The 22,083-nt window shown below is 59.5% G+C and carries 20 protein-coding genes; 15 read left to right on the top strand and 5 right to left on the bottom strand.

Annotation, left to right across the window (positions count from 1 at the left end):
* Positions 1–472 precede the first annotated feature (472 nt).
* The gene (locus tag NMG80_RS29495; RefSeq protein WP_254021438.1) at positions 473–1,717 is read right to left on the bottom strand and encodes a glycosyltransferase family 4 protein; all 1,245 of its coding nucleotides are present in this window, start codon (positions 1,715–1,717) and stop codon (positions 473–475) included.
* A 417-nt stretch (positions 1,718–2,134) separates the two neighbouring features.
* Between NMG80_RS29495 and NMG80_RS29490 the strand changes: the two genes are divergently transcribed.
* Entirely contained in the window at positions 2,135–3,040 is a 906-nt protein-coding gene (locus NMG80_RS29490; RefSeq protein WP_254021365.1) for a glycosyltransferase family 2 protein, read from the top strand.
* Between the two features lie 169 nt (positions 3,041–3,209).
* Here the strand turns inward: NMG80_RS29490 and NMG80_RS29485 are convergent, their stop codons facing one another.
* Positions 3,210–4,823 (bottom strand): DUF4214 domain-containing protein, encoded by a 1,614-nt coding sequence (locus NMG80_RS29485; RefSeq protein ID WP_254021364.1) that lies wholly within the window; start codon positions 4,821–4,823, stop codon positions 3,210–3,212.
* 239 nt (positions 4,824–5,062) lie between these two features.
* On the opposite strand from NMG80_RS29485, the gene NMG80_RS29480 reads away from it, so the two are divergent.
* The 4 genes from NMG80_RS29480 to NMG80_RS29465 all read left to right on the top strand — a co-directional run bounded on the left by NMG80_RS29480 (position 5,063) and on the right by NMG80_RS29465 (position 7,635).
* Positions 5,063–6,229, top strand: a complete 1,167-nt coding sequence (locus tag NMG80_RS29480) for a glycosyltransferase family 4 protein (protein ID WP_254021437.1) — start codon at positions 5,063–5,065, stop codon at positions 6,227–6,229.
* A gap of 94 nt (positions 6,230–6,323) precedes the next feature.
* On the top strand, positions 6,324–6,779 hold the full coding sequence (locus tag NMG80_RS29475; RefSeq protein ID WP_254021363.1) for an NUDIX hydrolase: 456 nt from the start codon (positions 6,324–6,326) through the stop codon (positions 6,777–6,779).
* Between the two features lie 191 nt (positions 6,780–6,970).
* On the top strand, positions 6,971–7,225 hold the full coding sequence (locus NMG80_RS29470; protein ID WP_254021362.1) for a FitA-like ribbon-helix-helix domain-containing protein: 255 nt from the start codon (positions 6,971–6,973) through the stop codon (positions 7,223–7,225).
* On the top strand, positions 7,222–7,635 hold the full coding sequence (locus tag NMG80_RS29465; protein WP_254021361.1) for a type II toxin-antitoxin system VapC family toxin: 414 nt from the start codon (positions 7,222–7,224) through the stop codon (positions 7,633–7,635). The genes NMG80_RS29470 and NMG80_RS29465 overlap by 4 nt, the downstream gene beginning before the upstream one ends.
* 104 nt (positions 7,636–7,739) lie before the next feature.
* On the opposite strand, the gene phnF is transcribed toward NMG80_RS29465, so the two are convergent.
* A complete protein-coding gene (gene phnF / locus NMG80_RS29460) occupies positions 7,740–8,525 on the bottom strand; it encodes a phosphonate metabolism transcriptional regulator PhnF (protein ID WP_254021360.1) in 786 nt (261 codons plus the stop codon).
* Entirely contained in the window at positions 8,522–9,715 is a 1,194-nt protein-coding gene (locus NMG80_RS29455; RefSeq protein ID WP_254021359.1) for an alpha-D-ribose 1-methylphosphonate 5-triphosphate diphosphatase, read from the bottom strand. The genes phnF and NMG80_RS29455 overlap by 4 nt, the downstream gene beginning before the upstream one ends.
* Positions 9,716–9,839: 124 nt before the next feature.
* On the opposite strand from NMG80_RS29455, the gene NMG80_RS29450 reads away from it, so the two are divergent.
* The 10 genes from NMG80_RS29450 to NMG80_RS29405 all read left to right on the top strand — a co-directional run bounded on the left by NMG80_RS29450 (position 9,840) and on the right by NMG80_RS29405 (position 20,724).
* Complete coding sequence (locus NMG80_RS29450; protein WP_254021358.1) at positions 9,840–10,697, top strand: PhnD/SsuA/transferrin family substrate-binding protein; 858 nt, start codon at positions 9,840–9,842, stop codon at positions 10,695–10,697.
* Positions 10,698–10,770: 73 nt separating this feature from the next.
* The gene (locus NMG80_RS29445) at positions 10,771–11,520 is read left to right on the top strand and encodes a phosphonate ABC transporter ATP-binding protein (protein ID WP_254021357.1); all 750 of its coding nucleotides are present in this window, start codon (positions 10,771–10,773) and stop codon (positions 11,518–11,520) included.
* Positions 11,513–12,307 (top strand): phosphonate ABC transporter, permease protein PhnE, encoded by a 795-nt coding sequence (gene phnE, locus NMG80_RS29440; protein ID WP_301943401.1) that lies wholly within the window; start codon positions 11,513–11,515, stop codon positions 12,305–12,307. The genes NMG80_RS29445 and phnE overlap by 8 nt, the downstream gene beginning before the upstream one ends.
* A gap of 392 nt (positions 12,308–12,699) precedes the next feature.
* Entirely contained in the window at positions 12,700–13,902 is a 1,203-nt protein-coding gene (locus NMG80_RS29435) for a glycosyltransferase (RefSeq protein ID WP_254021356.1), read from the top strand.
* 417 nt (positions 13,903–14,319) lie between these two features.
* Complete coding sequence (locus tag NMG80_RS29430; protein ID WP_254021355.1) at positions 14,320–15,351, top strand: glycosyltransferase family 2 protein; 1,032 nt, start codon at positions 14,320–14,322, stop codon at positions 15,349–15,351.
* Positions 15,352–15,663: 312 nt separating this feature from the next.
* The gene (gene rfbA, locus NMG80_RS29425; RefSeq protein WP_254021354.1) at positions 15,664–16,545 is read left to right on the top strand and encodes a glucose-1-phosphate thymidylyltransferase RfbA; all 882 of its coding nucleotides are present in this window, start codon (positions 15,664–15,666) and stop codon (positions 16,543–16,545) included.
* A complete protein-coding gene (rfbC, locus tag NMG80_RS29420; RefSeq protein WP_254021353.1) occupies positions 16,546–17,100 on the top strand; it encodes a dTDP-4-dehydrorhamnose 3,5-epimerase in 555 nt (184 codons plus the stop codon). It abuts the gene before it with no gap.
* Between the two features lie 10 nt (positions 17,101–17,110).
* Positions 17,111–18,181, top strand: coding sequence for a dTDP-glucose 4,6-dehydratase (gene rfbB, locus NMG80_RS29415; RefSeq protein ID WP_254021352.1), 1,071 nt, complete (start codon positions 17,111–17,113; stop codon positions 18,179–18,181).
* Complete coding sequence (rfbD, locus tag NMG80_RS29410; protein WP_254021351.1) at positions 18,178–19,077, top strand: dTDP-4-dehydrorhamnose reductase; 900 nt, start codon at positions 18,178–18,180, stop codon at positions 19,075–19,077. Before rfbB ends, rfbD begins: the two co-directional genes overlap by 4 nt.
* 990 nt (positions 19,078–20,067) lie before the next feature.
* Complete coding sequence (locus tag NMG80_RS29405; RefSeq protein WP_254021350.1) at positions 20,068–20,724, top strand: TerC family protein; 657 nt, start codon at positions 20,068–20,070, stop codon at positions 20,722–20,724.
* A gap of 87 nt (positions 20,725–20,811) precedes the next feature.
* On the opposite strand, the gene NMG80_RS29400 is transcribed toward NMG80_RS29405, so the two are convergent.
* On the bottom strand, positions 20,812–21,942 hold the full coding sequence (locus NMG80_RS29400) for a site-2 protease family protein (protein ID WP_254021349.1): 1,131 nt from the start codon (positions 21,940–21,942) through the stop codon (positions 20,812–20,814).
* Positions 21,943–22,083: the final 141 nt, after the last annotated feature.

Here is a 22,083-nt window from a genome sequence, read left to right as displayed (position 1 = left end):
TCCGCAACAAACCTGGAAGAATAATGGACCGGACATGATAGCTTCGGGCGGCAGCAAAAGCGGTTGAATAATAGCGGAGAGGCCATGGGACGAGTCGTCAATCCGATTCTACCATGCAACTGGGGAATGTTTGCAGAAGCGTGATGTGAGAACGCCGTTGTCGCTCGAAGCCAGACGAGGGCACGGTTTTGGCCCATCGCAGGCGCGGCAGGTTGGTCTGACATGGATCCACCTTGGCGGAGACTTTCACGCAGAAGAAAAATTCTACAGCTTTCGTTAACACCGCCATAGCCGGCCAAACCTGGTGTTTTCGTTCGCCTTCGAGGTTGCGCGGAGGGGCCCGGCCAAGACGTTACGGTCGAAGCAACCAACGTCAAGACCGCCACGGCGGCGGCCCTTTGACGCGATCGGCATGCCGCCGCTGATCAACGGCATCCGGTTCGAGTGGTTTGATAATCTCAGCGGACCTTGGTCAGCGTAGAGCCATTGCGTCCACCTGCAGCATCAGCTCGAGGTAGATTTCAGCGACGGAGCGCCAGGAATAGCTGAGGGATCTTTTATGGCCTGCCTCGATCAAACCTTGGCGCAAATCCGGATATCGCTGGATGTCGCGTACCGCTCTGACCCAATGTGCCAAATCATCCGGATCGGCATAGAGCGCTGCGTCCTGGCAGACCTCGGGGAGGCAAGGTGATGTCGAGGCCACGACCGGGCATCCGATCCTCATGGCTTCGACGGCAGGCAACCCGAAACCTTCGATCCTGGACGGAAAAAGAAAGCACAATGCACCCGACAGAGCTTTCTTGAAATCATCATCGCTGATCCGTCCGAGGAGCCGGAGATTGTCTGGCTTCGGCTGCGCAAACCGGGAAATCTGCGCTTCGTCGATTTCGCCCGCCATCCACAGGTTCAAGTCCAACGCGTCAAGCAGCGGAGCAAGCCGGACCAGTAATTCGACGTTCTTGTATTTTTGATCACGCCCCAGGCATAGCACATAGGGGCGGTCGGGCCGGATTTGCAGCTTCGATCGATTGGCATCCCATCGTTCCGCATGGTCGCTGCCGTTATATGTGACGGTGATCTTCTCCTGCGGTGCGATGCCGTATTTGATGAGATGCTGCCGCGAAAGCTGCGAGACGGTGGTTATATGTGCAGCCCGTCGGCCAAGGAGTGGAAGAATGAAACGGTGGGCCCATCGGAAGCCGCGCCCATAACTCTCCGGCATCAGCCTGGTATGCAGGTCGTGGATGCATGCGATTTGCCGCGTCAGCGCCACCGGCGCCAGATTGCAGAAGCTGAGCAACCCGCCCTCGACGTGGCGTGGCAGTTGCATCTGCACCCAGAACTGCGGAAGGCGCGGTTTGTTGAATTCGGGGACGACCCGAATGCCAATCGCCTGCAGCGGCAATTGCGCCCGACGCGGGACCGCCAGATCGAGTTCAAGTCCCCGCGCCAACGGATGGCCCTCGTCCAGGAGAGCGTCGAGCGCAAGGGTTACCTCGCGCGCATAGCGGGCAACGCCGTTTGGAGGCAGCGCGACGAAATCCCCATTTATGGTCCAGCGCCTGGTGCGGCCACCGCAGGGCCCCCCGTCCTCAGCCGGAACCGCCGGAAATGAGCTCTTGCCATACCTCTCGAATGGAAGCGGATCGGCGCCGATTGTTCTGGCCGCGCTGGCGGCCACGGGCGCAGATCTTCCGTAATTTCGCTGTCCCATAAAGTGCACCATGTCGCGTGATCCATATTCAACCTAGCACCCTGGAGACAGTGCGAACCTCTGCACCTTCGAAGTATGAGCTTATCCCTTGGCGTTAATCCGAGGTCCGCACTGCCCTCGCGCTTGCTGACGGAGCAGAGCCATGCCCGTGACATTGAAATGAAATTGGCCGTGCCACCTGTCCGGCCGCGTGAGGCGTTCACCCTGCGAGCGCTAGTCGTGGACGGCTGCGAACCCTGCGCGGCCGCTAAGCCCAAAGGAGAGGCATGCGACCCGAAGATGGCGTTGCTACACCCATCGAGGCAGGCAGTAGCGCCAGATTAGCCCCGCAGCCCCCTTTTTAACAGGCTGTCGGCCCCCATCCCAGGGCTTACCGTCGCAGCGAAATCGCCCTTGTCGCCTCTAGCTGGATTGCGCATGAAACTCGTCGTGATCATTCCAACCCTTGGCCGCGGCAGCCAACTTGGCCGACTGCTATTGCATCTGCAGCGCCAGACGCAGCCACCTGGCGAAGTCGTCGTTTCAGCGCCCGATGCCACGCATGTCGAACTTCCTGAGACAAGTTGCTTTCCGGTTTCCCTTGTCTTCGGGAAGAAGGGGCTATGCGCGCAACGCAACAGCGCGCTCGACCACGCAAGCGGGCGTTTCGATGTCGTCACCTTCTTCGACGACGATTTCGTGCCGGCCGACGACTATCTCGAGCGCGTCACGAGAGCTTTCCAGGAGCATGTTGACTGGGCTGTGGTAATGGGCAGAGTGGTCAAGGACGGCGCCATCAACGCGGGGTTGGAGTGGGATGACGCCATGCTGGCGCTCGACCAGTCGGAGCAGGAGCCGCCGCCACGGCCCGAGGTCGTCGATCATCTTGGCGCCTATGGTTGCAACATGTCCATCCGGGCCGCCAAGATTGGCAAGCTGCGCTTCGACGAGCGCCTGGTTCTCTACGGCTGGCAGGAAGACATAGATTTCACCAGCCAGTTGAGGTCACGCGGGCGCGTTGTCGCGGTGAGTACGATCCGCGGCATCCATCTTGGCATCAAGACCGGGCGCATGAGCGGCGAGCGGTTCGGATATTCGCAGATCGTCAATCCGGTTTATCTGATCAAGAAGGGAACCATGCCCGCTACATTCGCTCTGCCGCTCATGGCGCGCAATGTCGCCGCCAACCTTGTGCGCAGCGTGCGGCCAGAGTCTTACATCGACCGCCGCGGAAGGCTGCGCGGCAACATCCTTGCCATAATTCATGTCCTGACGGGGCGTATCGAACCCGAATATGTTCTTGATATGGGCACAATCCGTCATCCCGGAGTTCCGCACGTATGATCCTCGTAATTGGCGTTGCCTCGTTCCGGTAGTCGCGAAAAAGGCGGCCGGGGCACCGCTCAGGCCACAGGACAATGCGCAAAGATGGTGCTCATGGCGAACTGCCAGCATCATGTTTCGACCGCTGTCCAAGCCCAACGACAACCTTGCGGCCAGTAATGTTCATTAACTATTGGGGCTCGTTGGGAAACAGAACCGTGTGTCTGGAGCGGAACTCATGCGAATGGATGAATTCCGCCACGATCTGTTCTCTACTCACCCCCCCGCTGTCCAGTTTCGACACGTAATCAGAAAGACCCTGGCCGTCTGGCTCCCGTCCCAGCAATGTCCGATAGAGAATGGCGACGTATTGCGCATTTCCAAGACCAACTGGCTGATTGTCGGTCCTGAATTCGACCGAAAGCAACATCTTCGTCAGTATTGGAACGATCGAGGGATCCTTCTTCATCGCGACGACCTCGCGCCACTGCTCGGTCGGCAACGGCATGCGACGCAGGACCAGACAGTAAGCATATGCAATCTGGTTGGCGTGGTTGAAGACAGACTTGTCGAACGCATCAAGCGAACAGGGATGAAACGCCCCGATGCCGGCAACCGGGGGCACCGACGTCTGGTCGGCAGGCGGCAAGCTCTCCCTCGCGACCGTCGACGAACTCGAGCCTGCATTGCCGTTCGCAATGGCCTTCTTTACGGCATCGTATGCGGGCTTTCGCCCGCTCGGCGCCCATAGCCCATCGCCGCGCTTCTTCAGGCGCACGAGGCCCATGAAGGCCTCGTAGCTTGGCGCCCAGTATGGCTCGTCGAGCAGTTCGTAGATATGGGCAGCTTCCAATCCATATGGGGATTGATATCGGCGCAGTAGCGTCATCGTCTGGACGAGACCGTCCGCCTGCTGACTTTCTCCCCTCTGGCTGCCACCAGCGTAGTTGAATTCGGTCAGCCAGATTGGACGACTGAGAGTGGCCAGAAACTTGAATACGTCCTCGGGGTCGCCCTCGTAAAGATGCCAGACCGATATATCCCATCTGATGCCGTCCTGCAGCATGCGGGTGAAAGCTGCGCTGTGACCCCAGCCGGCCGTTCCCATTGCTTTTCTTATGGTCGGATCCACTGCGATGGTTGCATCCGACAGACCGCGCAGCACTGCGCTTACCTTTGCCCAGCGCGGACTGAAATAGTGGGACGTCTCGGTGCCGCCGGCAGGGCCCCAGGAGCAGTTGTATTGCATTCCGCTGTCCTGCATCTCGCAGGGCATCAAGATGGCGTAATTCTCCATCTCGTTGCCAAGCTCCCAAACGCGGATGTCGTCCTTGAAGCGGGATACCAGTGTCGACGCGAGATGGTAGGCCTGCGCATAGAGGTCATCGACGGTCCCATTGTCTAGGTCCAGCTCGGGCGTGATTACCGGTAGGATCTGGACTCCGCGCTCCTTGCCCGCCTTGACCAGTTCGGCAAGTTTGGTGGCGCTGTCGGCGCTGGAGATGTTGACGCGATACGACTTCATGCCGAGGTCGCGGATATAGTCTAGTTGCTGTTCGATCGATATCCCGGGATAGGCGTTTAAGGGATGGCCATTCACCCCCCAGAGCAGATCCGCTGCGCACGAAGCTGTCATGCCCAGCAGGCATGCCAGGGTTGTCAACAGACGTCTGGTCGCGGCGACGGCCCGTCCAACGGAACCTGGTTGCGATGGATTGGACGGCCGCTGCATCAGCGCGAACTTGCTTGTTTTGCGCCAGACATCTGCGGCATCACTCCATTCGCTGAACTGTCTGACATCCATTCGAGCACGACGATTGAGATCTGCCGCACTGCCCAACGCAGTCTATCAAAACCGCGCCACACAGAACCTCACACATTTGGCGTAACCGCCCATGATTGGCCCCGCCATTCGGATGAGAGCTGCCGGGAAGCCTGTGAGGCAAACGACCGGGTACGTCCCAAAGGCCAGGATGACCCTGCTGTCCTGGTCGTCCAAAGTCGTGGAACTGAGGCTTGGCGCTGGTGACCAAAAACCCTGTGATGACACGACATTGGACAATCAACGGCCGTTTTCTCGCGCAGCCGACCACCGGAGTTCAGCGCTACGCACGCGAGATCGTTTCGGCGCTGGACGCCTTGATCGTCGGGCAGGCTGCCTTGACACGGGATCTGACGGTCGAGTTGCTGGTCCCGCCGGGGGCGCTTGACAAATTGCCCTTGGCCGCGATCCGTGTCCGCACTGTCGGCAGCTTTGGTGGGCATCTATGGGAACAAGCTGTGCTTCCGGCCTATCTTCGCGGCGGGCTGCTCAGCCTCTGCAATACCGGCCCTCTGACGGTTCGTCGGCAGGTGCTGTGCATTCACGACGTCAATACACTGGCATGCCCGCAGAGCTATTCCTTTCCATTTCGGCTTCTTTACCGCACCTTGGTTCCTGCCTTGGGCCGGGCCGCGCATAAGATTACGACGGTGTCGAAATACTCTGCGGGTGAACTGGCGCGCTATGGCGTGTGCCCGGCGGCAAAGGTCGAAATTGTAGGCAATGGGCATGAACATGCGTTGCGATGGGCTCCTTGCCACTCAGAACAAACGCTGGCAGTGGCCGGCCCTGGTACGATCGTCGTGCTTGGCAGTTCTATCCCGCACAAGAATGTCGGCTTGATCATCGGCATGCACGACCGACTTGCCGCGGCGGGGCTGCAGATTGTTGTCGTGGGCGCGTCGACGTCCCGCGTTTTCGCCAGCATCGGCGACCAGAAATCGCCGAACGTCATTTGGCTGGGAAGAAGGTCGGACGCGGAACTCGGCGCGCTTCTGCGCGATTCCCTATGCCTCGCGTTCCCTTCCTTGGTTGAGGGTTTCGGACTGCCGCCCCTCGAAGCTATGACACTGGGATGTCCGGTGGTCATGTCGGACCGTGCCAGCCTGCCCGAAATCGGCGGCGATGCGGTTTTGTACGCATCACCTTGCGATGAGAATGCATGGTTCGATTGTTTCATGCGCCTGATCCACGAAGAAGGCCTCCGAACCAACTTGATCGCACGCGGTCGCGCAAGGGCGGCGCGATTTCAATGGGCCGCGTCGGCTCAGCGGTATCTGGAGCTAATGGCCAGCGTGGATGGACTTCCAGAAGTGTCACAACCACCGCTTGGGGAAGTCGAATGCAATCCGAATGAGCGACTTGCGGCGGCGGCCAGTATCAATTGAGGTCATCTCGAGCCTAACGGCATCTGCCATTGAGGCGCATCAGTCCCGTTCAGCCTGCCCGCGATAACAGGTTGGATGGCGGAGGCATGAGGCGATGGCGAAGAGAAGTGCGGGCATCCTGCCTTACCGAAGATCACCAAACGAACTGCAGGTGCTGCTTGTCCATCCGGGCGGGCCATTCTGGCAAAGCCGCGATCTCGGCGCCTGGTCGATTGCAAAGGGCGAGTATGGTGACGACGAACAGCCGGAAGCTGCGGCGCGTCGCGAATTTGTGGAGGAAACCGGCTGGGAGCTCTTGGGAGCGCTGCTTCCGTTGGGGGAACTGCGCCAGCGCGGCGGCAAGCTTATTACGGCCTTCGGCGTCGAAGGCGATTTCGACGCCGGCAGCTTGCGCAGCAACATGTTCGAGATGGAATGGCCGCCGCGCAGCGGCCGCATGCAATCCTTTCCAGAGATCGATCGCGCAGGGTGGTTCGGCCTCGATATGGCCCGGGAAAAATTGCTTGTCGGCCAGCGGCCTTTTCTCGACCGGCTTGTGGTGTCTGTCTGAACGCCGACCGACATCTGCGCCCTGCTCGTGTTGACAGCAGCGGCAGACGTAACCGGCGCGCTCCGGCTTGGCGGCAGCAGATGTCCATCGCTGGTCCGCCGCGCGAGGTCCGCGCCCCGATGAAGGGTCGCGCCCATTATTGCACGTGCGTACAATGCAAGCACGTAAATCAACCTGAGGATTCGCAAGCAATGCCATCCATCACAGTCCGCAACGTGCCCGACGAAGTGCACCGCGCCTTGCGGGTGCGCGCAGCCATGCACGGGCGTAGCGCAGAAGCCGAAATCCGCGACATCCTGGAGAAGACGGCGAGGCCCGAAGGCCGTGTCAAGCTCGGCTCGCTCCTGGCTGCTATCGGCCGCGAGGCTGGAGTTGCGGATGAAGACGTGGACGCAATACAACAGCTCCGCGACAAGACCCCAGCCGAGCCGATGAGGTTTGAATGATCCTCGTCGACACCAACGTGATTTCCGAGCCGTGGAAGCTCGCGCCCGACCCGCGTGTCGTGGCGTGGATCGACGCGCAGGCTATCGAAACGCTCGATCTATCGGCCATTACTGTGGCCGAGTTGCGTTTCGGTATCGCAGCGCTGCCTACCGGCAAGCGCCGCGAGACCCTGAACGAACGCCTGGAACGGGAGGTGTTGCCGCTTTTCACGGGGCGCGTGTTGCCCTTCGACCTTGATGCTTCGCAAGCCTATGCCGAACTGGCGGCGAACGCCAAAGCGGTCGGCAAGGCCGATGGCTACATCGCCGCCACAGCCGCCGCACGCGGCTTCATGATCGCGACACGCGACACCAGCCCTTTCGAGGCTGCGGGGCTGAATATCGTCAACCCCTGGGTTGGCCATGACTGAGATCGACAGCTTCAATCGGCGGCTTGGCTGGCGCAGCGTTGCTTCTCGACCGCATGCCGGACCACGTGAAGACGACATGCGCCAGAATCAGATATGCGCCAGAATCAGAAGACGAATTCGACAGACGTCAGCGGCCAGCAGCCGCGGGTCCATTCGATTGCTACGCCGTTGCGGTCCTCGTTGACGGCATTGATGCGAAATACTGGCGTTCCGGGCGTCAGCCGCAGGATTTCCGCTTCATCGGCGGATGCAAAGCCGCCACTGATGCGCGTCTCGGCCCGCCGGTAATTCTCGATGCCATGCGCGCGGAAAACATCGGTCACCGACTGACGCACATCGTATTTCTGCTCGAAGTCGGGAAAGAGATCGGCCGGAAAGAATTTTGTATTGACGTAAACCGGCTGCTTGTCCGACGTTCTGATCCGGCACAGCCGGATAATGGTGGTGTCAGGAGCGAGACGCAACCGCTCGGCCACGGCCGGTTCGGCCGGTTCCCGGACAATAAGCAGCGTCCGGGTGCCGATTTCCTGGCCGTGGGCTTCGAAATTGTCGAGAAAGCGCTGTCCATCGCGAACAGTGAAAGTCGAGGGCAGGTTTCGCACGAAGATACCGACGCCCTTGCGGGCGGTGAGGTGGCCCTCATGCTGTAACTGCTGCAGCGCCCGGCGAAGCGTAATGCGGGTGACGGCGAGTTTCTCTGCCAGATGCGTTTCTCCGGGAAGTTGGCTGCCCGGCGCAAGACTGCCGCTCTCGATCAGAGCGAAGATGTGATCGTAGATCTGCTGCCAGATCGGCGTATCGCTGCGTGGCCGAAAGACCAGTCCGTCAAAAGCCAGAAGGCGATTGCTGCTGTGCTCGTGTGGTGTTGAAATTTTCGTGTCCAAGTTCATGAAACCTTGTCCACCGGCGACCGCTGTGCAGACCGTCGGTCTGTGCGGGAGAGCCCGGAGCAATAGACAATTTGTCCATGGACCATGGTGGCCACCACACGCGGATGCTCTGGATCGCTTGCATCGACCAGGATCAGATCCGCCCGGCGGCCGGCAACAAGCGAGCCGCGATCGTCGAGGCCGGCTACCCGGGCAGGGTTTGCCGAGACCAGATTCCAGATCAAGGGGAAGTCGCCGGCACCTGGCGAAGACAGCCTGAAGGCTGCATGCAGAGGCGAAGGGTAGTGGTAATCGCTGGTCAACACCGTGCAAAGCCCGGCTCTGACGGCCTCGGTGGCATTTAGCGCTCCATTATGGCTGCCGCCGCGCACGACGTTGGGCGCGCCGAGGATCACGTCCTCCCCCATTTGCCGCGCCGCCCTGGCTGTTTCGAGCGTCAGCGGAAATTCCGAGGCCTTTGCGCCGAGGGCGCGAAAATACATGCGTTCCTCGGGAGACGCTTCGTCATGGGCAAGAAGCACATTGCCATTGGCCCGCGCAGTCGCGGCCAGCTTCCCGATCGCGATCTCAACCTCGGCCCGGCGAGACCAAATCTGGCCAAGCAACGTCATATATTGCTCGCGGCTCAAGCCGGACCGCTCCGCCATCTGGCCGATCTTGCGGGCGATCGTGCCGTTCAGCACCGACCCCGTCGTATGATCGTTGACGGCGATGATCGGTCGTGGCGAAAGCGAGAGCCATCGTACGACCTGCGCCATCTGATCAAGCGCGAAGCTCTCCCAGCGCAGATGCAGACGCGTATCGCAGCCAAGAGTGTCGCGGAGATCGCAGACCGCGTCGATCAACTGTTTGGCAGCGTCGAGCGAGCGAAGTCCAGGCTCCCATGACACTGTGACGCCGTGAAAGGCCGTGGTTACGCCATTGGCGACAAGCTGGCGGTCCGTATCTCTGAGCGCCAGCGCGGTGTCGAAGCGGACACCCGGCCGCGGCATGATCTGGCGCTCGAAGCCGTCGCCGTGAATATCGACGATCCCCGGAAGCACGAGCAGACCACCGGCATCGATTATGGACGCATGCGCCGCCCGCAGCTCTGACAGTATCCCGCCGGTAATGCTCAGGTCCGCGGTTTCAAGTCCCCGTTCGGTAAGGATGCGACCACCCTGGATGTGCCAGTCCACAGTATCCCTCAAAAAGCGTATCCCTCAAAAAGCAAAGGCTGCCGGTAGCGCCGACAAGATGTCACGCGCACGTCATCTGCTGCGTATACCGGTTAGCGGGTAACAGTTTCCTGTCTATACAGCAAAGGAAAAAACGATGATCCGCACCATCGCAACCGCACTCGCCCTGACGCTTGCCTCCGCTCTTCCAGTCTTTGCGGAGCCGGTGAAATTCGCGGTAACCGACATGGAGGGGCTGGAGTCTCTTCAGCAGGAATTCGGCGCTTTCCAGACCGCTCTTGAAAAGGCGACCGGCCTGGATGTCGAGCTGTTTCCGGTCAGTTCGCGGACCACCGCCGTCGAAGCGATGAATTCCGGGCAGGTCGATCTTGTCCTGACCGGACCTGCAGAATACGTGGTCATGAAGGAGTTAAGCCAGCCGAAGATTGTCGTCGCCTGGCAGCGCCCCGACTATTTCGCTCAGATCGCCGTGCTGGCGAATGGCCCGATCCGTTCGGTTGAGGACCTGAAGGGCAAGAAGGTCGCATTCGGCTCGGTCGGCTCGACCTCGCAGCACCTCGGCCCTGCCCAGGCGCTGGCCGATTTCAACCTGAAATATGCCACCGATTACGAACCGGTGATCATATCGCGCAACATCGCAGCTGAAGCTCTCATCCGCGGCGACATCGCCGCTATCGGCTTGAATTTCGGTTATCTGAACTCGGTCCGGGAAGCGTTCCCCGGCGTTGCCTTCTCGGTCATCGCACGGGGCCGTGATCTGCCGAACGACATTCTTGTCGCCCGCAAGGACATTTCAGACGACGTGTTCGTCAAGATCCGCGATGCCTTTGCGAAGAATGGCAACGAGCTGATGAAAGCGATCCTGACAGGCGAGGACAACCAGAAATTCAAGGGCGGCTACTTCCTGACCGATGTCAGGGACTCGGACTACGACTATGTCCGCTCGATGTACCGCACGATCGGAATCGAGACCCTGACCGACTTCGTAAACTGAGGCTTGCTGCTTTTCATCGGCAAGGCCGGCGGTTAACCGCCGGTCTATTTCGTAGTCCGGGCCAGTAATCACTATGACAGCCATCATTCGCGCGCACGATCTGGCGAAGAGCTATGCGAACGGAAAGGTCATTTTCTCCGGTATCGGCCTTAACATAGCATCGCGCGAACGGGTTGCCCTGATTGGCTCGAACGGCGCTGGAAAATCCACCCTGCTCAAATGCCTCATCGGTCTTCTACCGTCGAGCGGTGGTGAGGTCGTCACGCTCGGCGAGAGCTTCCGCTCGGCGCCGTCCGTCGCCCAGCTGCGGCGCATACGCAGGCAGATCGGATTTGTCTTCCAGCACCACGGACTGGTCAGCCGCCAATCGGTTCTTACAAACGTTTTGCAGGGCAAGCTCGGGCTGCCCGGCGGCTGGCGCGGCTGGCACCATTCCATCGCAAGGCAACACTGGCGCGAGGAGGCAATGCAGGCGCTCGCCGACGTGCGGCTTCTCGGCAAGGCGGGCGCCCGCGCCGACGCGCTTTCTGGAGGGCAGGCGCAGCGGGTGGCGATCGCCCGGGCGTTGATCCGGCGTCCGAAGCTTTTGATAGCAGACGAACCGGCGGCAAGTCTCGACCCGGCGGCTGGACATGATGTGATGCGGGTTTTCTCCGAGCTCACCCAGGAACAGGCGATAACCTTGGTCTACACCACGCACGACATGGAGCATGCTCTCGGCTACTCCGATCGCTTGATCGCGCTCAAGGCGGGCAAGGTCTTCTTCGACCGGCCGACGGCGCAGGTGACCCGCGCTGATCTGAAAGACGTCTTCGATGCCTGACCGCCTTTCGCCGAGCCGGATTCCATCGATCTCGCCCCTCACTTTCAGCTTTGCCGTCGCTTTGGCCGCTCTCGTGATCGTTTCCGCCGGGCAGGTCGCACCTTCGCCGGAACAACTGGCAGGCGGAGTGCCCAAAATGGCCCATCTCGTCGGCCGCATGATACCCCCAAATGTCGAGCCAGGGTTCCTCCTGCGGGTTTTCTGGCGCATGGTCGAAACGTTTCAGATAGCGCTCGTGGGGACAGCAATAGGTGTCGTCCTCAGCTTGCCATTTGCCTGGCTCTCGGCAAAGGACATAACCCCGCTCGGCCCGTTCCGGCATATCTCCAGGATCCTGGTCTCGTTGTTCAGGACCGTTCCAGATTTGGTCTGGGCACTTCTTTTCGTTTCAGCCGTTGGTCTCGGGGCGGTTGCTGGAACCATGACCATCATCGTCGATACGATCGGTTTTTGCGGGCGCTTCTTCGCCGAGGCAATGGAGGATGCCGACGAAAGACCTCAGGAAGCGCTGTTTGCAATCGGCGCCGGGCGGTTCTCTGTTCTATGCGGGGCAGTTCTGCCTGACGCCATGCCGTCCCTGATAAACACTACGCTCTTCGCGCTTGAAAAGGCAGTGCGCTCATCCGTTGTTCTCGGCCTCGTTGGAGCCGGTGGCATCGGCCAGGAGCTGAAGGTCGCTTTCGATCTTTTCCAATACAAGAATGCCTCGACCATCATTCTCGTGATCTTCGCCATCGTGGTGTTGATGGAGTTCGTGACCGATCGCTTGCGCTCGAAGGTCCAGTAATTCCCTTCATCGCCATCGACGGTCGCAGATCGGGTATTAGAGAAATTGACCGAAGCCCACTGTATCAGTCTACTTGCGGCTGCCGGCCCGTTCAATGGCCGCGTGGCCGATCCTTCGCATCCAGCAAGATTGAGTCCGCCCCCTCTTTCCATGTAGGATCACACTGCCGGGCTGTGTTCGCCGAGCCGTCATGGCGTCAAAGTACATCCGAAAGACTTAATAGTCGCCGATGGATAGCTGCCATACTCTGTATGTTGCAAGGCAATACGTTCGACACCAATAGCACTGTTTCGCAAATATGATCTCAGAAGGGCAATCACCGTGTCCGTTGCGATGGATCCGACATCAGAAATCTAGTGCATCGTACAAAGATGCTACGTGGCGCGAAGGAAATGTGTGAGGAAGTTTTGCCCAATCTCCTGATTTATGTAACGGGCGACTTCACACGCGGTAAGAGCGGATCACATATCCGCTTTGGTCAGATGATAGAGCTGGCGATCACGCGTTTCCACAACGTGATCGTGTACAGTTATAGATCGAACGCGCAGGACCCGTGGACCAAGGAAGGAGAATACCGGTTTCGTCTCCGCTTTCCGGCAGCGAAACTGGTTTTGGAGGATCAGACCCCGGCACTCAAGCTCCTTGTAAGAATCAAGAATTTCGCGTTGATGCTGGCACCGGGCCGCGCCAAGTCGATTCTCGGTTGGCGATTGCCAGGGCAGACACCCGGCTACGACAAGGCCATAGCTTCTGCCCCTCAAGCGGCCCTGCTGGTGAACTTCATCGATGGCCTTACGGAACTGAACGGGGTAGATGTCGCCGACGTCCTGGTTGACACACACGACTGCAAGTTCATCCGCTACGCGAAATATCGCGGCCTGAAGTTGTTCGCATGTAAGAGCCTCGCGCGATTGCGCAGCGAGATCGGTGTGCTCGACCGTGTAAAGGCGATCATAGCCATCTCCGCCGTCGAGGCTGGGTTCTTTCGGGCCGTCCTCAGCGACCGGACGGTGCTGCTGGTTCCCGTCTACAGCGATGCGCCCAAGGTCGCGACGCGAGACATCAAAAAGGATGTTGATCTCCTATTTGTCGGATCCAACAACCCGTATAATCGTAATGGCCTAAAGGCATTCCTTCGCGATCATGCGGCGCTGCTCGAAGATGTGACACTGGATATCGCCGGATCGGTCTGTGAAGATGACGAACTCGTTGCGATTGCCGGGTGTTGCCGTGGGGCACGCCTGCTTGGATGGGTCGACGACCTCACATCGGTGTATGCCCGTGCCAAGGCCGTCATAGCTCCTGTCGATGGTTCCGGCCTCAATATTAAGGTTGTCGAGGCGCTTGAGCATGGCAAGCCGGTGTTCGCATCGGCGCATGCGCGCGACTCATTGCCGGCAGGATGTGACCATTGCGTCCTCCCCATCGATGAGAGGCTTATTCGCCGTGTCGTTGCCGATCAGGCCTGGAGACATGACCTGGAGCAAGCGGCTCTCAGCTACTCGTGTGGACCGTGGCTGCGCGGCGACAGGGATCATGTCATGGAGCTTCTTGCGAATACTCCTGCCGGTGGCGGATCAGCGTCGTCGAGCTGAGCAAAACACAGAGATAGCCAGTTGATCGGTTGATCGCCGCGCCTATGGCGCGACAGCACTCGATCGTCAACCACCAATAAGCCCTCTGGCTGGCCGCATAATTGAGGCAAACGCCGGGGGTCGGAAGGGAGTTTGTCGATGTTGCTGTCGACGATGCTTCGCCCATCGCGTTGGCGCGGTACCGGCCGAGCGATTGCGCTCACGATCCGGGGATGACACAAACTGTCGCTGGCGGCCTTCGACAATCCCTATCTTAGCAACGCTTACGTCGAACGACTTAACGCAACAAGTCTTTCAGACTCGATGACGAGGCGTTTCGTGCATGTTATTTGTTCATTCGCGGCGAACGGCAACCGGAATCTGCCGCCATGCTCGGACTTGCCAGCCGGACCGTCCCAGCGCGAGGGCTGATTGCCAGTGACAGTCATATCTATCTGCATTCCTACCTATAATCGTTCGCGTATGCTCGCGGAGCTGCTCGACAGCATAGTCGCGCAAAGGCTCCAGGATGATATCGAAGTAGTGATTAGCGATGACGCCTCACCCGACGACACGGTAGCAGTCGCCGAGAGCTACCGGAAGAAAATCAAACATTTCAAATTGATCGCTCAGCCGAGCAATCTGGGTCTGGACCGCAACTTTCTCGCCGTGACCGCAGCCGCGACCGGCGACTACATCTGGTTGATGGGAGACGATGATCGACTGGAGCCAGGAGGAGCTCGGCGTGTGCTCGATGCATTGAAGCACTGGCCTCAGATTGTCGGTTTGACGCTCGGCGTGATCGACTATGACGTGAGGATGGAACACCCTGTCGGGATTCGCGAAATGCCTCCAACACAGGTCATGATCGGAGCCAGCGAGGTCTTTAGCCGCATCGCGGATTTGCTGGGGTTCATGTCTGCACTCGTCGTGAAACGCGATTTGTGGGAGGGGCAAGCTCGCGATCCCGCTGTGCAGGCGATCGACAATTATTACGTCCAAGTCTTGATACTGGGCCGCGTGATTGCCGACAGCGGCCAATGGGGCGTTTTGAGAGAGCCGTGTGTCGGCTTTCGTACAGACAACGATCAATTCAACATGAAGCTTGGATGGCTCAATCGCCTGAAGGTCGACATCCGAGCCTATGACGAACTAGCCGACACCCTCTTCGCTGACGATCCGACCGCTCATGCAGCGATGCGCGACCGCGTGTTTGAAACACATGTCATGGCTCGAATCGTCAATGCAAGAACAGCCGCTGGTCATACTCCAGAGATCGCGCGGGCAATTGGCATGCTAATGAAGGCCTATGGCTCAAAGCCTCGATTCTGGACGAGAGCGGTTCCCATATTAATCGCTCCCAAGTGGTCAATCCGTCAGGCCCGAACACTTTACAAACGGTTCTCACGCTTTTCAGGCACAGCCCGCGCGCGTCGGCTGGCACATCAGACCGACGGTTCGCGGCAATAGTAGAATGTTTCGGGCGGGGGAGAAAATGCATGCGGGAGAGGTTATAGGGCAACCTCGGACTCCTTGGTCCCAGGCTATGAGGAGCCAGGACGGCTTCCGGCGGGAACAGGCCGAAATTGGCAAGATCTGGCAACTCGTTGGATTGATGACCAGCATTGAGCACGACAAGGATTGGTTTCGTTCAACGCTTGGCGGCCGTTCAATCTTTGTCCAGCGGTTCAAAGACGAGAGTCGCGGGTTCGAGAATGTGTGTGCACCGGGGCTAAGCGGATCGCGCCGGCGGGTGAGCGAAGGCGTTTTTAGGAGAGTTTGTTGAAAGGCATAATCCTTGCCGGGGGCAGCGGAACCCGGCTCTATCCTCTGACGCTGGCGGTCTCCAAGCAAATCTTGCCAATACACGACAAACCGATGATCTACTATCCGCTGAGCGTCCTGATGCTGGCAGGAATCCGCGAGATTTTGGTCATTTCGACCCCGCGCGACCTGCCGGTTTTTCATGATTTGCTCGGCGACGGATCGGAATTCGGGCTCGACCTGTCTTATGCGGTGCAAGCGCATCCCAACGGTCTCGCGGAAGCCTTCATCATCGGCCGCGACTTCATCGGCGCTGACAGTGTATCGATGATCCTGGGCGACAACATCTATTTCGGCGAAGGACTGTCGCAACTCTGCCGCGCGGCAGCTTCGCGCAAAAGCGGTGCATCGGTGTTCGCCTACCACGTCGAGGATCCGCAGCGCTACGGCGTGGTTTCATTCGACAAGGTCAGTGGCACCGCTTTGACGATCGAGGAAAAGCCGCAAGTGCCGAAGTCGAATTGGGCCATCACCGGCCTCTATTTCTACGACAACGATGTCGTGAACATAGCCCCGACCATCCGACCTTCGGAGCGCGGCGAGCTTGAGATTACAGCGGTAAACAACGTTTACCTCGAACGCGGGCAGTTGCAGGTTCATCAGCTCGGCCGCGGCTATGCCTGGCTCGACACCGGCACCCATGACAGCCTGCATGATGCCTCGTCCTTCGTTCGCACGATTGAGCACCGTCAAGGTATCAAGGTCGCCTGCCCGGAAGAAATCGCTTTCGAGCAGGGCTGGCTGACGGCGGACGAGGTTCTGCAGCGCGCCGCACGCTTGGGAAAAAATGAGTATGCCGCCTACTTGCGCAAGCGCGTCATCGACTTGACGGAGAATTAGGTGCTGGAGATCAGGTCACTTGGCCTCGACGGCGTGCTGGAAATCGTCCCGAAGCGCTTCGGCGACGCGCGCGGGTTCTTTGCCGAAACCTACAGTGAAGAGCGGTTCTCGGCCGCCGGCTTAGAATTGCGTTTCGTCCAGGACAATCACTCCTATTCCGCCGCCAGCGGTGTTTTGAGGGGGCTTCATTATCAACTTCCCCCACGCGCCCAGGACAAGCTGCTGCGCGTTGTCCGAGGCAGGATCTTTGACGTCGCAGTCGATATTCGGCGCAGCTCGAAGACATTCGGAAAATGGGCCGCACTCGAGATTTCCGCCGAAAAGGGCAATCAAATCCTGGTGCCGAAAGGCTTTGCGCACGGTTTCGTCACGCTCGTGGCTGACACCGAGGTGCTGTATAAGGTCACCGACTCCTATTCGCCGGAGCATGACCGAGCGATCCGTTTCGATGATCCCGCCATCGGGATCGAATGGCCACTGACGGCTGGCGAGTTTCAACTTTCGGATAAGGATCTCAAGGCGCCGACGCTCGCTGCCGCCGAGGTATTCGCATGAGGAGACGGGCATGAATTTTCTGGTGACTGGAGGTGCCGGCTTCATCGGGTCGGCGGTTTGCCGGCATTTGTGCAGCAGCCCGGCCTACCGGGTGACCAACATCGACAAGCTCACCTATGCAGGAAACCTTGCCTCGTTGCGGCCGATCGAGAATGCACATAACTACAGATTCGAGCGCGCCGACATCTGTGATGACAGGACGATTCTGGAAGTGCTGCATCGCTATGACATCGACATTGTCATGCATCTTGCTGCCGAAAGCCATGTTGACCGGTCGATCGACGGCCCAGGAGCGTTCATCGAGACCAATATCGTCGGAACCTACCGAATGCTCAATTCGGCCCTTGAATATTGGCGCAGACTTCCCGACGAGAAAAAAGGCCGGTTTCGGTTCCATCATGTTTCAACTGACGAGGTGTTTGGCGATCTGCCCTTCGACAGCGGCGTCTTCACCGAACAGACACCCTACGCGCCATCGTCCCCCTATTCGGCGTCGAAGGCCGCGTCCGATCATTTGGTTCGCGCGTGGCACGACACCTACGGCCTGCCGGTCGTCTTATCGAACTGTTCGAACAATTACGGTCCCTTCCATTTCCCCGAAAAGCTGATCCCGCTCGCTATTTTGAACGCGCTGGACGAAAAACCGTTGCAGGTCTACGGCGCTGGCATAAACGTGCGCGATTGGCTTTTCGTCGAGGACCATGCGCGCGCCTTGGCCATGGTTGCGACCCGAGGTGTGATCGGCGAGAGCTACAATGTCGGGGGAGGCTCGGAACGCACCAATCTGGCGGTGGTCGAGGCGATCTGCGACATCCTCGACAACAGGCGGCCGCGTTCCGCCGGCCAGAGCTATCGCGATCTCATCACCTTCGTTGCCGACCGCCCAGGCCATGACCGGCGCTACGCAATTGACGCTTCCAAGATCGAGCGCGATCTCGGCTGGACGCCGCGTGAGACGTTCGACAGTGGCCTTGCCAGGACGGTCGACTGGTATCTTCAGAACGAGTGGTGGTGGGGTCCGATTCGCCGCGAGCGCTACGCAGGCGAGCGGCTGGGCGAAGCGCGGAAAGGTGCCGCGTGAGGCTTGTCGTCACCGGACGCGAGGGCCAGGTCGTGAGAAGCCTTATGGAGCGTGCGTATACGCGCCGAGACTTCGATGTCGTCGCGCTCGGCAGGCCTGAGCTCGACCTGGCGAAGCCGGAGACGATCGCGCCGGCGCTCACGGCCGCCCGGCCCGATCTGGTCGTGTCCGCCGCCGCTTATACCGCCGTCGACCAGGCCGAGGACGAGCCGGACCTTGCCTTCTCCGTCAATAGCACCGGTGCCGGTCATGTCGCCGCGGCTGCAGCACGGATCGGTGCACCGGTGATACATCTGTCGACCGATTATGTCTTCAACGGGAGCGGCGAGGGCGCTTACACGGAAGATGACGAGCCTGCTCCGCGCAGCGTCTATGGGGCCTCGAAGCTCGCCGGCGAGCATGCTGTCGCTAAGGCCAATCCGCGCCACCTCATCCTGCGCACTGCTTGGGTCTACAGCCCGTTTGGCAGGAACTTCGTGAAGACGATGCTGAAGCTGGCAGTGGATCGCGACGAGATAGCGGTGGTGGCCGACCAGTGGGGAAATCCCACTTCGGCCTTTGATGTCGCCGATGCGATCTTACATTCGGCGGCGACGCTACATGGCAACATGGGATTTGCTTCCTTCGGGGTTTATCATCTGGCGGGCACCGGTGAGACCAACTGGAGCGGGTTTGCCCGTCATATCCTGGTCACAAGCCAGGCGCTTGGTGGCCCCTACACTGCGGTTAAGGACATATCCACCAGCGACTATCCGACAAAGGCGCAGCGTCCGGCCAATTCTCGCCTTTCGACGGCGAAATTCACGTCCGTGTTCGGACGGACAGCGCCGGACTGGCGGATGTCGATGAAGGAGGTGGTACGTCGTCTCTTGACCGAAAAACGCCGCGGGCGTTGACCGTATGCGTTGCAGGCGGCCGATGAAGCAGTGCTGGACAGCATTCAAGGCGAACCGATGGCCCCAAATTGAGGTCTAAAATTGAACTGCGCTGCATTGCAAGCCGCGGGTCGCTTGTCATAGTTGCATCGCCAGGCAAGCGAGACGCCGAGCTTTGGTGCGCAGCCCGAAACACCGCTCACGCTGGTCCTTCAGAGCCGCGAGCAGATTGCGTGGCGCTTGATCGATTTATGTGACAGCGCCGCAGGTCTTTCTGCAGCCGCAGACTGCCCTTTATTCCCTCAGACTTCGCGCCACCAGCCGCGCCACGCTCAGTCCGACCAGCAGCACGACGGCGCGACGAACTGGCGGTTTTCCTCAAGTCACGCGGCATTCAAACGGTAATCAACTATCCGCGCGGTTTGCCGTTTCTGGTGCTACGCCCATATGGATAGCAAACCGGATGATTACCCGGTAGTCCATCGCATGCAGTCTCGCATCCTGTATCTGCCGATTTTTCCGGAAATGACATGAAGCCAGATAGAGGCTGTCGCCGATGCGCTGAAGGCCTTTGCTTAGCCACATTTGGCTATCTCTCGGCAATGGTATCGTCGCGGAAGTATGCCTTTCCTCCGTGTTGCTGACTTCATGCTTCGGCGCGCGACGTTTGCGGTACGCAATGTCGTTGGAACGGATGTCAAATCAAACCCGTCAACTCGTGGCCGATCGACTTGGCTTACCCAAAACTTGCCCGAGCTCGATGCTGCATTTGCGGATTACAATTAAGCCTTGAGTTTTTGCGCTGACGGCAATAGCTAGGTGCTACCAGGCCGGGCCCCTCTGGCAGTCCCATCAGGACTGCGATGTCGGACTGGAATTCCAATCCGGGTGGCCTGGCTTTGAGTTTTCTTCAGCTGTAGCGGCATTTCTCTTGTCATACGCGGTATCCGCGTTGCTCTACGGTTGTGCTCGCAAGCCCGTGTCACCCCTAGCTGAACGCAAGGGTGCCGTATGACAGAATTTTTCAGTCCCGAAGCAATGACCGCTCTCCTGCAGGTCATCATGATCGACCTGGTGCTGGCCGGCGACAACGCCATCGTTATCGGCCTTGCCGCGGCCGGACTACCCAAAGAGCAGCGCAGAAACGCGATCGTCGTTGGCATCATCGCAGCGGCCGTTCTGCGCATCGGCTTTGCGGCCGCGACAACCCAGCTCCTGCAGATCGTCGGATTGCTGTTCGCCGGCGGTCTATTGCTGTTGTGGGTATGCTGGAAGATGTGGCGCGAACTTCGGCAAAACCATGCGCAGGAAAAACAGGCGATCGAAGCGCTTTCGGAAAGTGACGTCGACTACGATGGCATCGTAGCTGGCAAGGCTCCGCGCAAGACACTGGCCCAGGCAACCTGGCAGATCATCATCGCCGACGTCTCCATGTCACTCGACAATGTTCTGGCGGTAGCGGGTGCTGCACGCGAACATCCGAACGTGCTGATCTTCGGCCTTGTCCTCTCCGTCGCGCTGATGGGCATCGCTGCAAACTTCATCGCCAATCTGCTTCAGAAGCATCGCTGGATCGCCTATGTCGGGCTGGTGGTCATCCTCTACGTGGCTGGCGACATGATCTATCGAGGTGCGGTTGAACTTCTGCCCCACGTCCCGGGCGCGTGAGACGCAAAAGATGGATCGGCCGGAACGACGTCGTTCCGGCCGATGTCTGCCCCTAATGCGGTAGCGCGGTGCAAACAATCCTCGTGCTCAGATCCGTGTGAATCGCGGCTTGGCCCCACGCAAACGACCAAATCGGAAGGCATCCGACACGGCTGAGCGGATCATAAGCATCTCGCCTATGGTTTCGTGTGTCATGAGCCCGACCAGACGGTCGGAATTGTCCACGACGGCCACAGCAGGCACATCTGCCTGCTGCATCAGCCGCAGGCTTTCCTCGAGGCTTTTGCGGTAATGTATTTTCGGGATATCGCGCCGCATTGCGCTGGCGACCGGTGCGGCGGGGCCCTTTTCCTTCAAAGTCCGGATCATGTCGTTGCGTGTCACCAATCCTTCAAGATGGCCAGCGGAGTCGATGACAGGGAATTCGTGCTGCGTGGTCGCGAGCAGCATCTCGATTGCCTCGTCGAGCGTCGCCGACCGTTCCAGCCGGGCGAACTCGGTGATCATCACATCCGCGACGAGGACGCTTGTGGCTACCTCCCGGATCTGTGCGTTTTGCGCTTCCGCTGCCGCGGCGAGATAGACGAAGATGCCGATGAAGATCAGCAGCGGATTGTAGAACAGCCCGACGAAACCGAAAACGAAGGCCAATCCTTGACCGATCGTGGCGGCGATCTGGGTCGCACGCGACCAGGAAAGGCGGGCGGCGAGGGCGGCGCGCAGGATACGGCCGCCATCCATCGGGAAGGCGGGGATCATATTGAAGATGACCAGGAAGACATTGACTCCGGCAAGCCTGGCGAGAAAACTCATACGCGGATCCTCGATCCCGGCCATCTGTTCGACGCCCGCCGACCCGCCGAGCAGGGCGAAGATCAGGGCGGCGATCGCGACATTGACCAGCGGCCCCGCGACGGCGATCACGAACTCCTGCCCCGGCTCTTCGGGCATGCGTTCGAGCCTGGCGACGCCGCCGATCGGGAAAAGCGTAATGTCCGGCGTGCTGATGCCGAAATACCGTGCGGCGGCGATGTGGCCGAACTCATGCAGGACCACGCAGGCAAAAACCGCAATGATGAAGGCAACGCCTTGCCAGGCCGCTGGCGTGCCGCCGATCTGATAGTGCGTCAGCCAGATCCAGACGAGCAGCAGCAGGAAGGTAAAGTGAACGCGCACGGTAGTGCCGGCGATCGTCCCGAGGTTCAGCGACCAACCCAAATCCGTCCACTCCAAGAAACCCCGCCTTCGCAAGAGGCTTTGGCAGGACGCTTGCAATCGTTCGAGACCATCAGCTGCTCAAGCTCATCGTCTGCGACTAAGGGCTGCCCGGCCGCGAGATGCCGCCTCGGTGTCGGGCGA

The organism is Mesorhizobium escarrei (assembly GCF_935825525.1).
GTDB classification, from domain to species: Bacteria; Pseudomonadota; Alphaproteobacteria; order Rhizobiales; family Rhizobiaceae; genus Mesorhizobium; species Mesorhizobium escarrei.
This window is presented reverse-complemented; position numbering and strand designations above follow the sequence as displayed.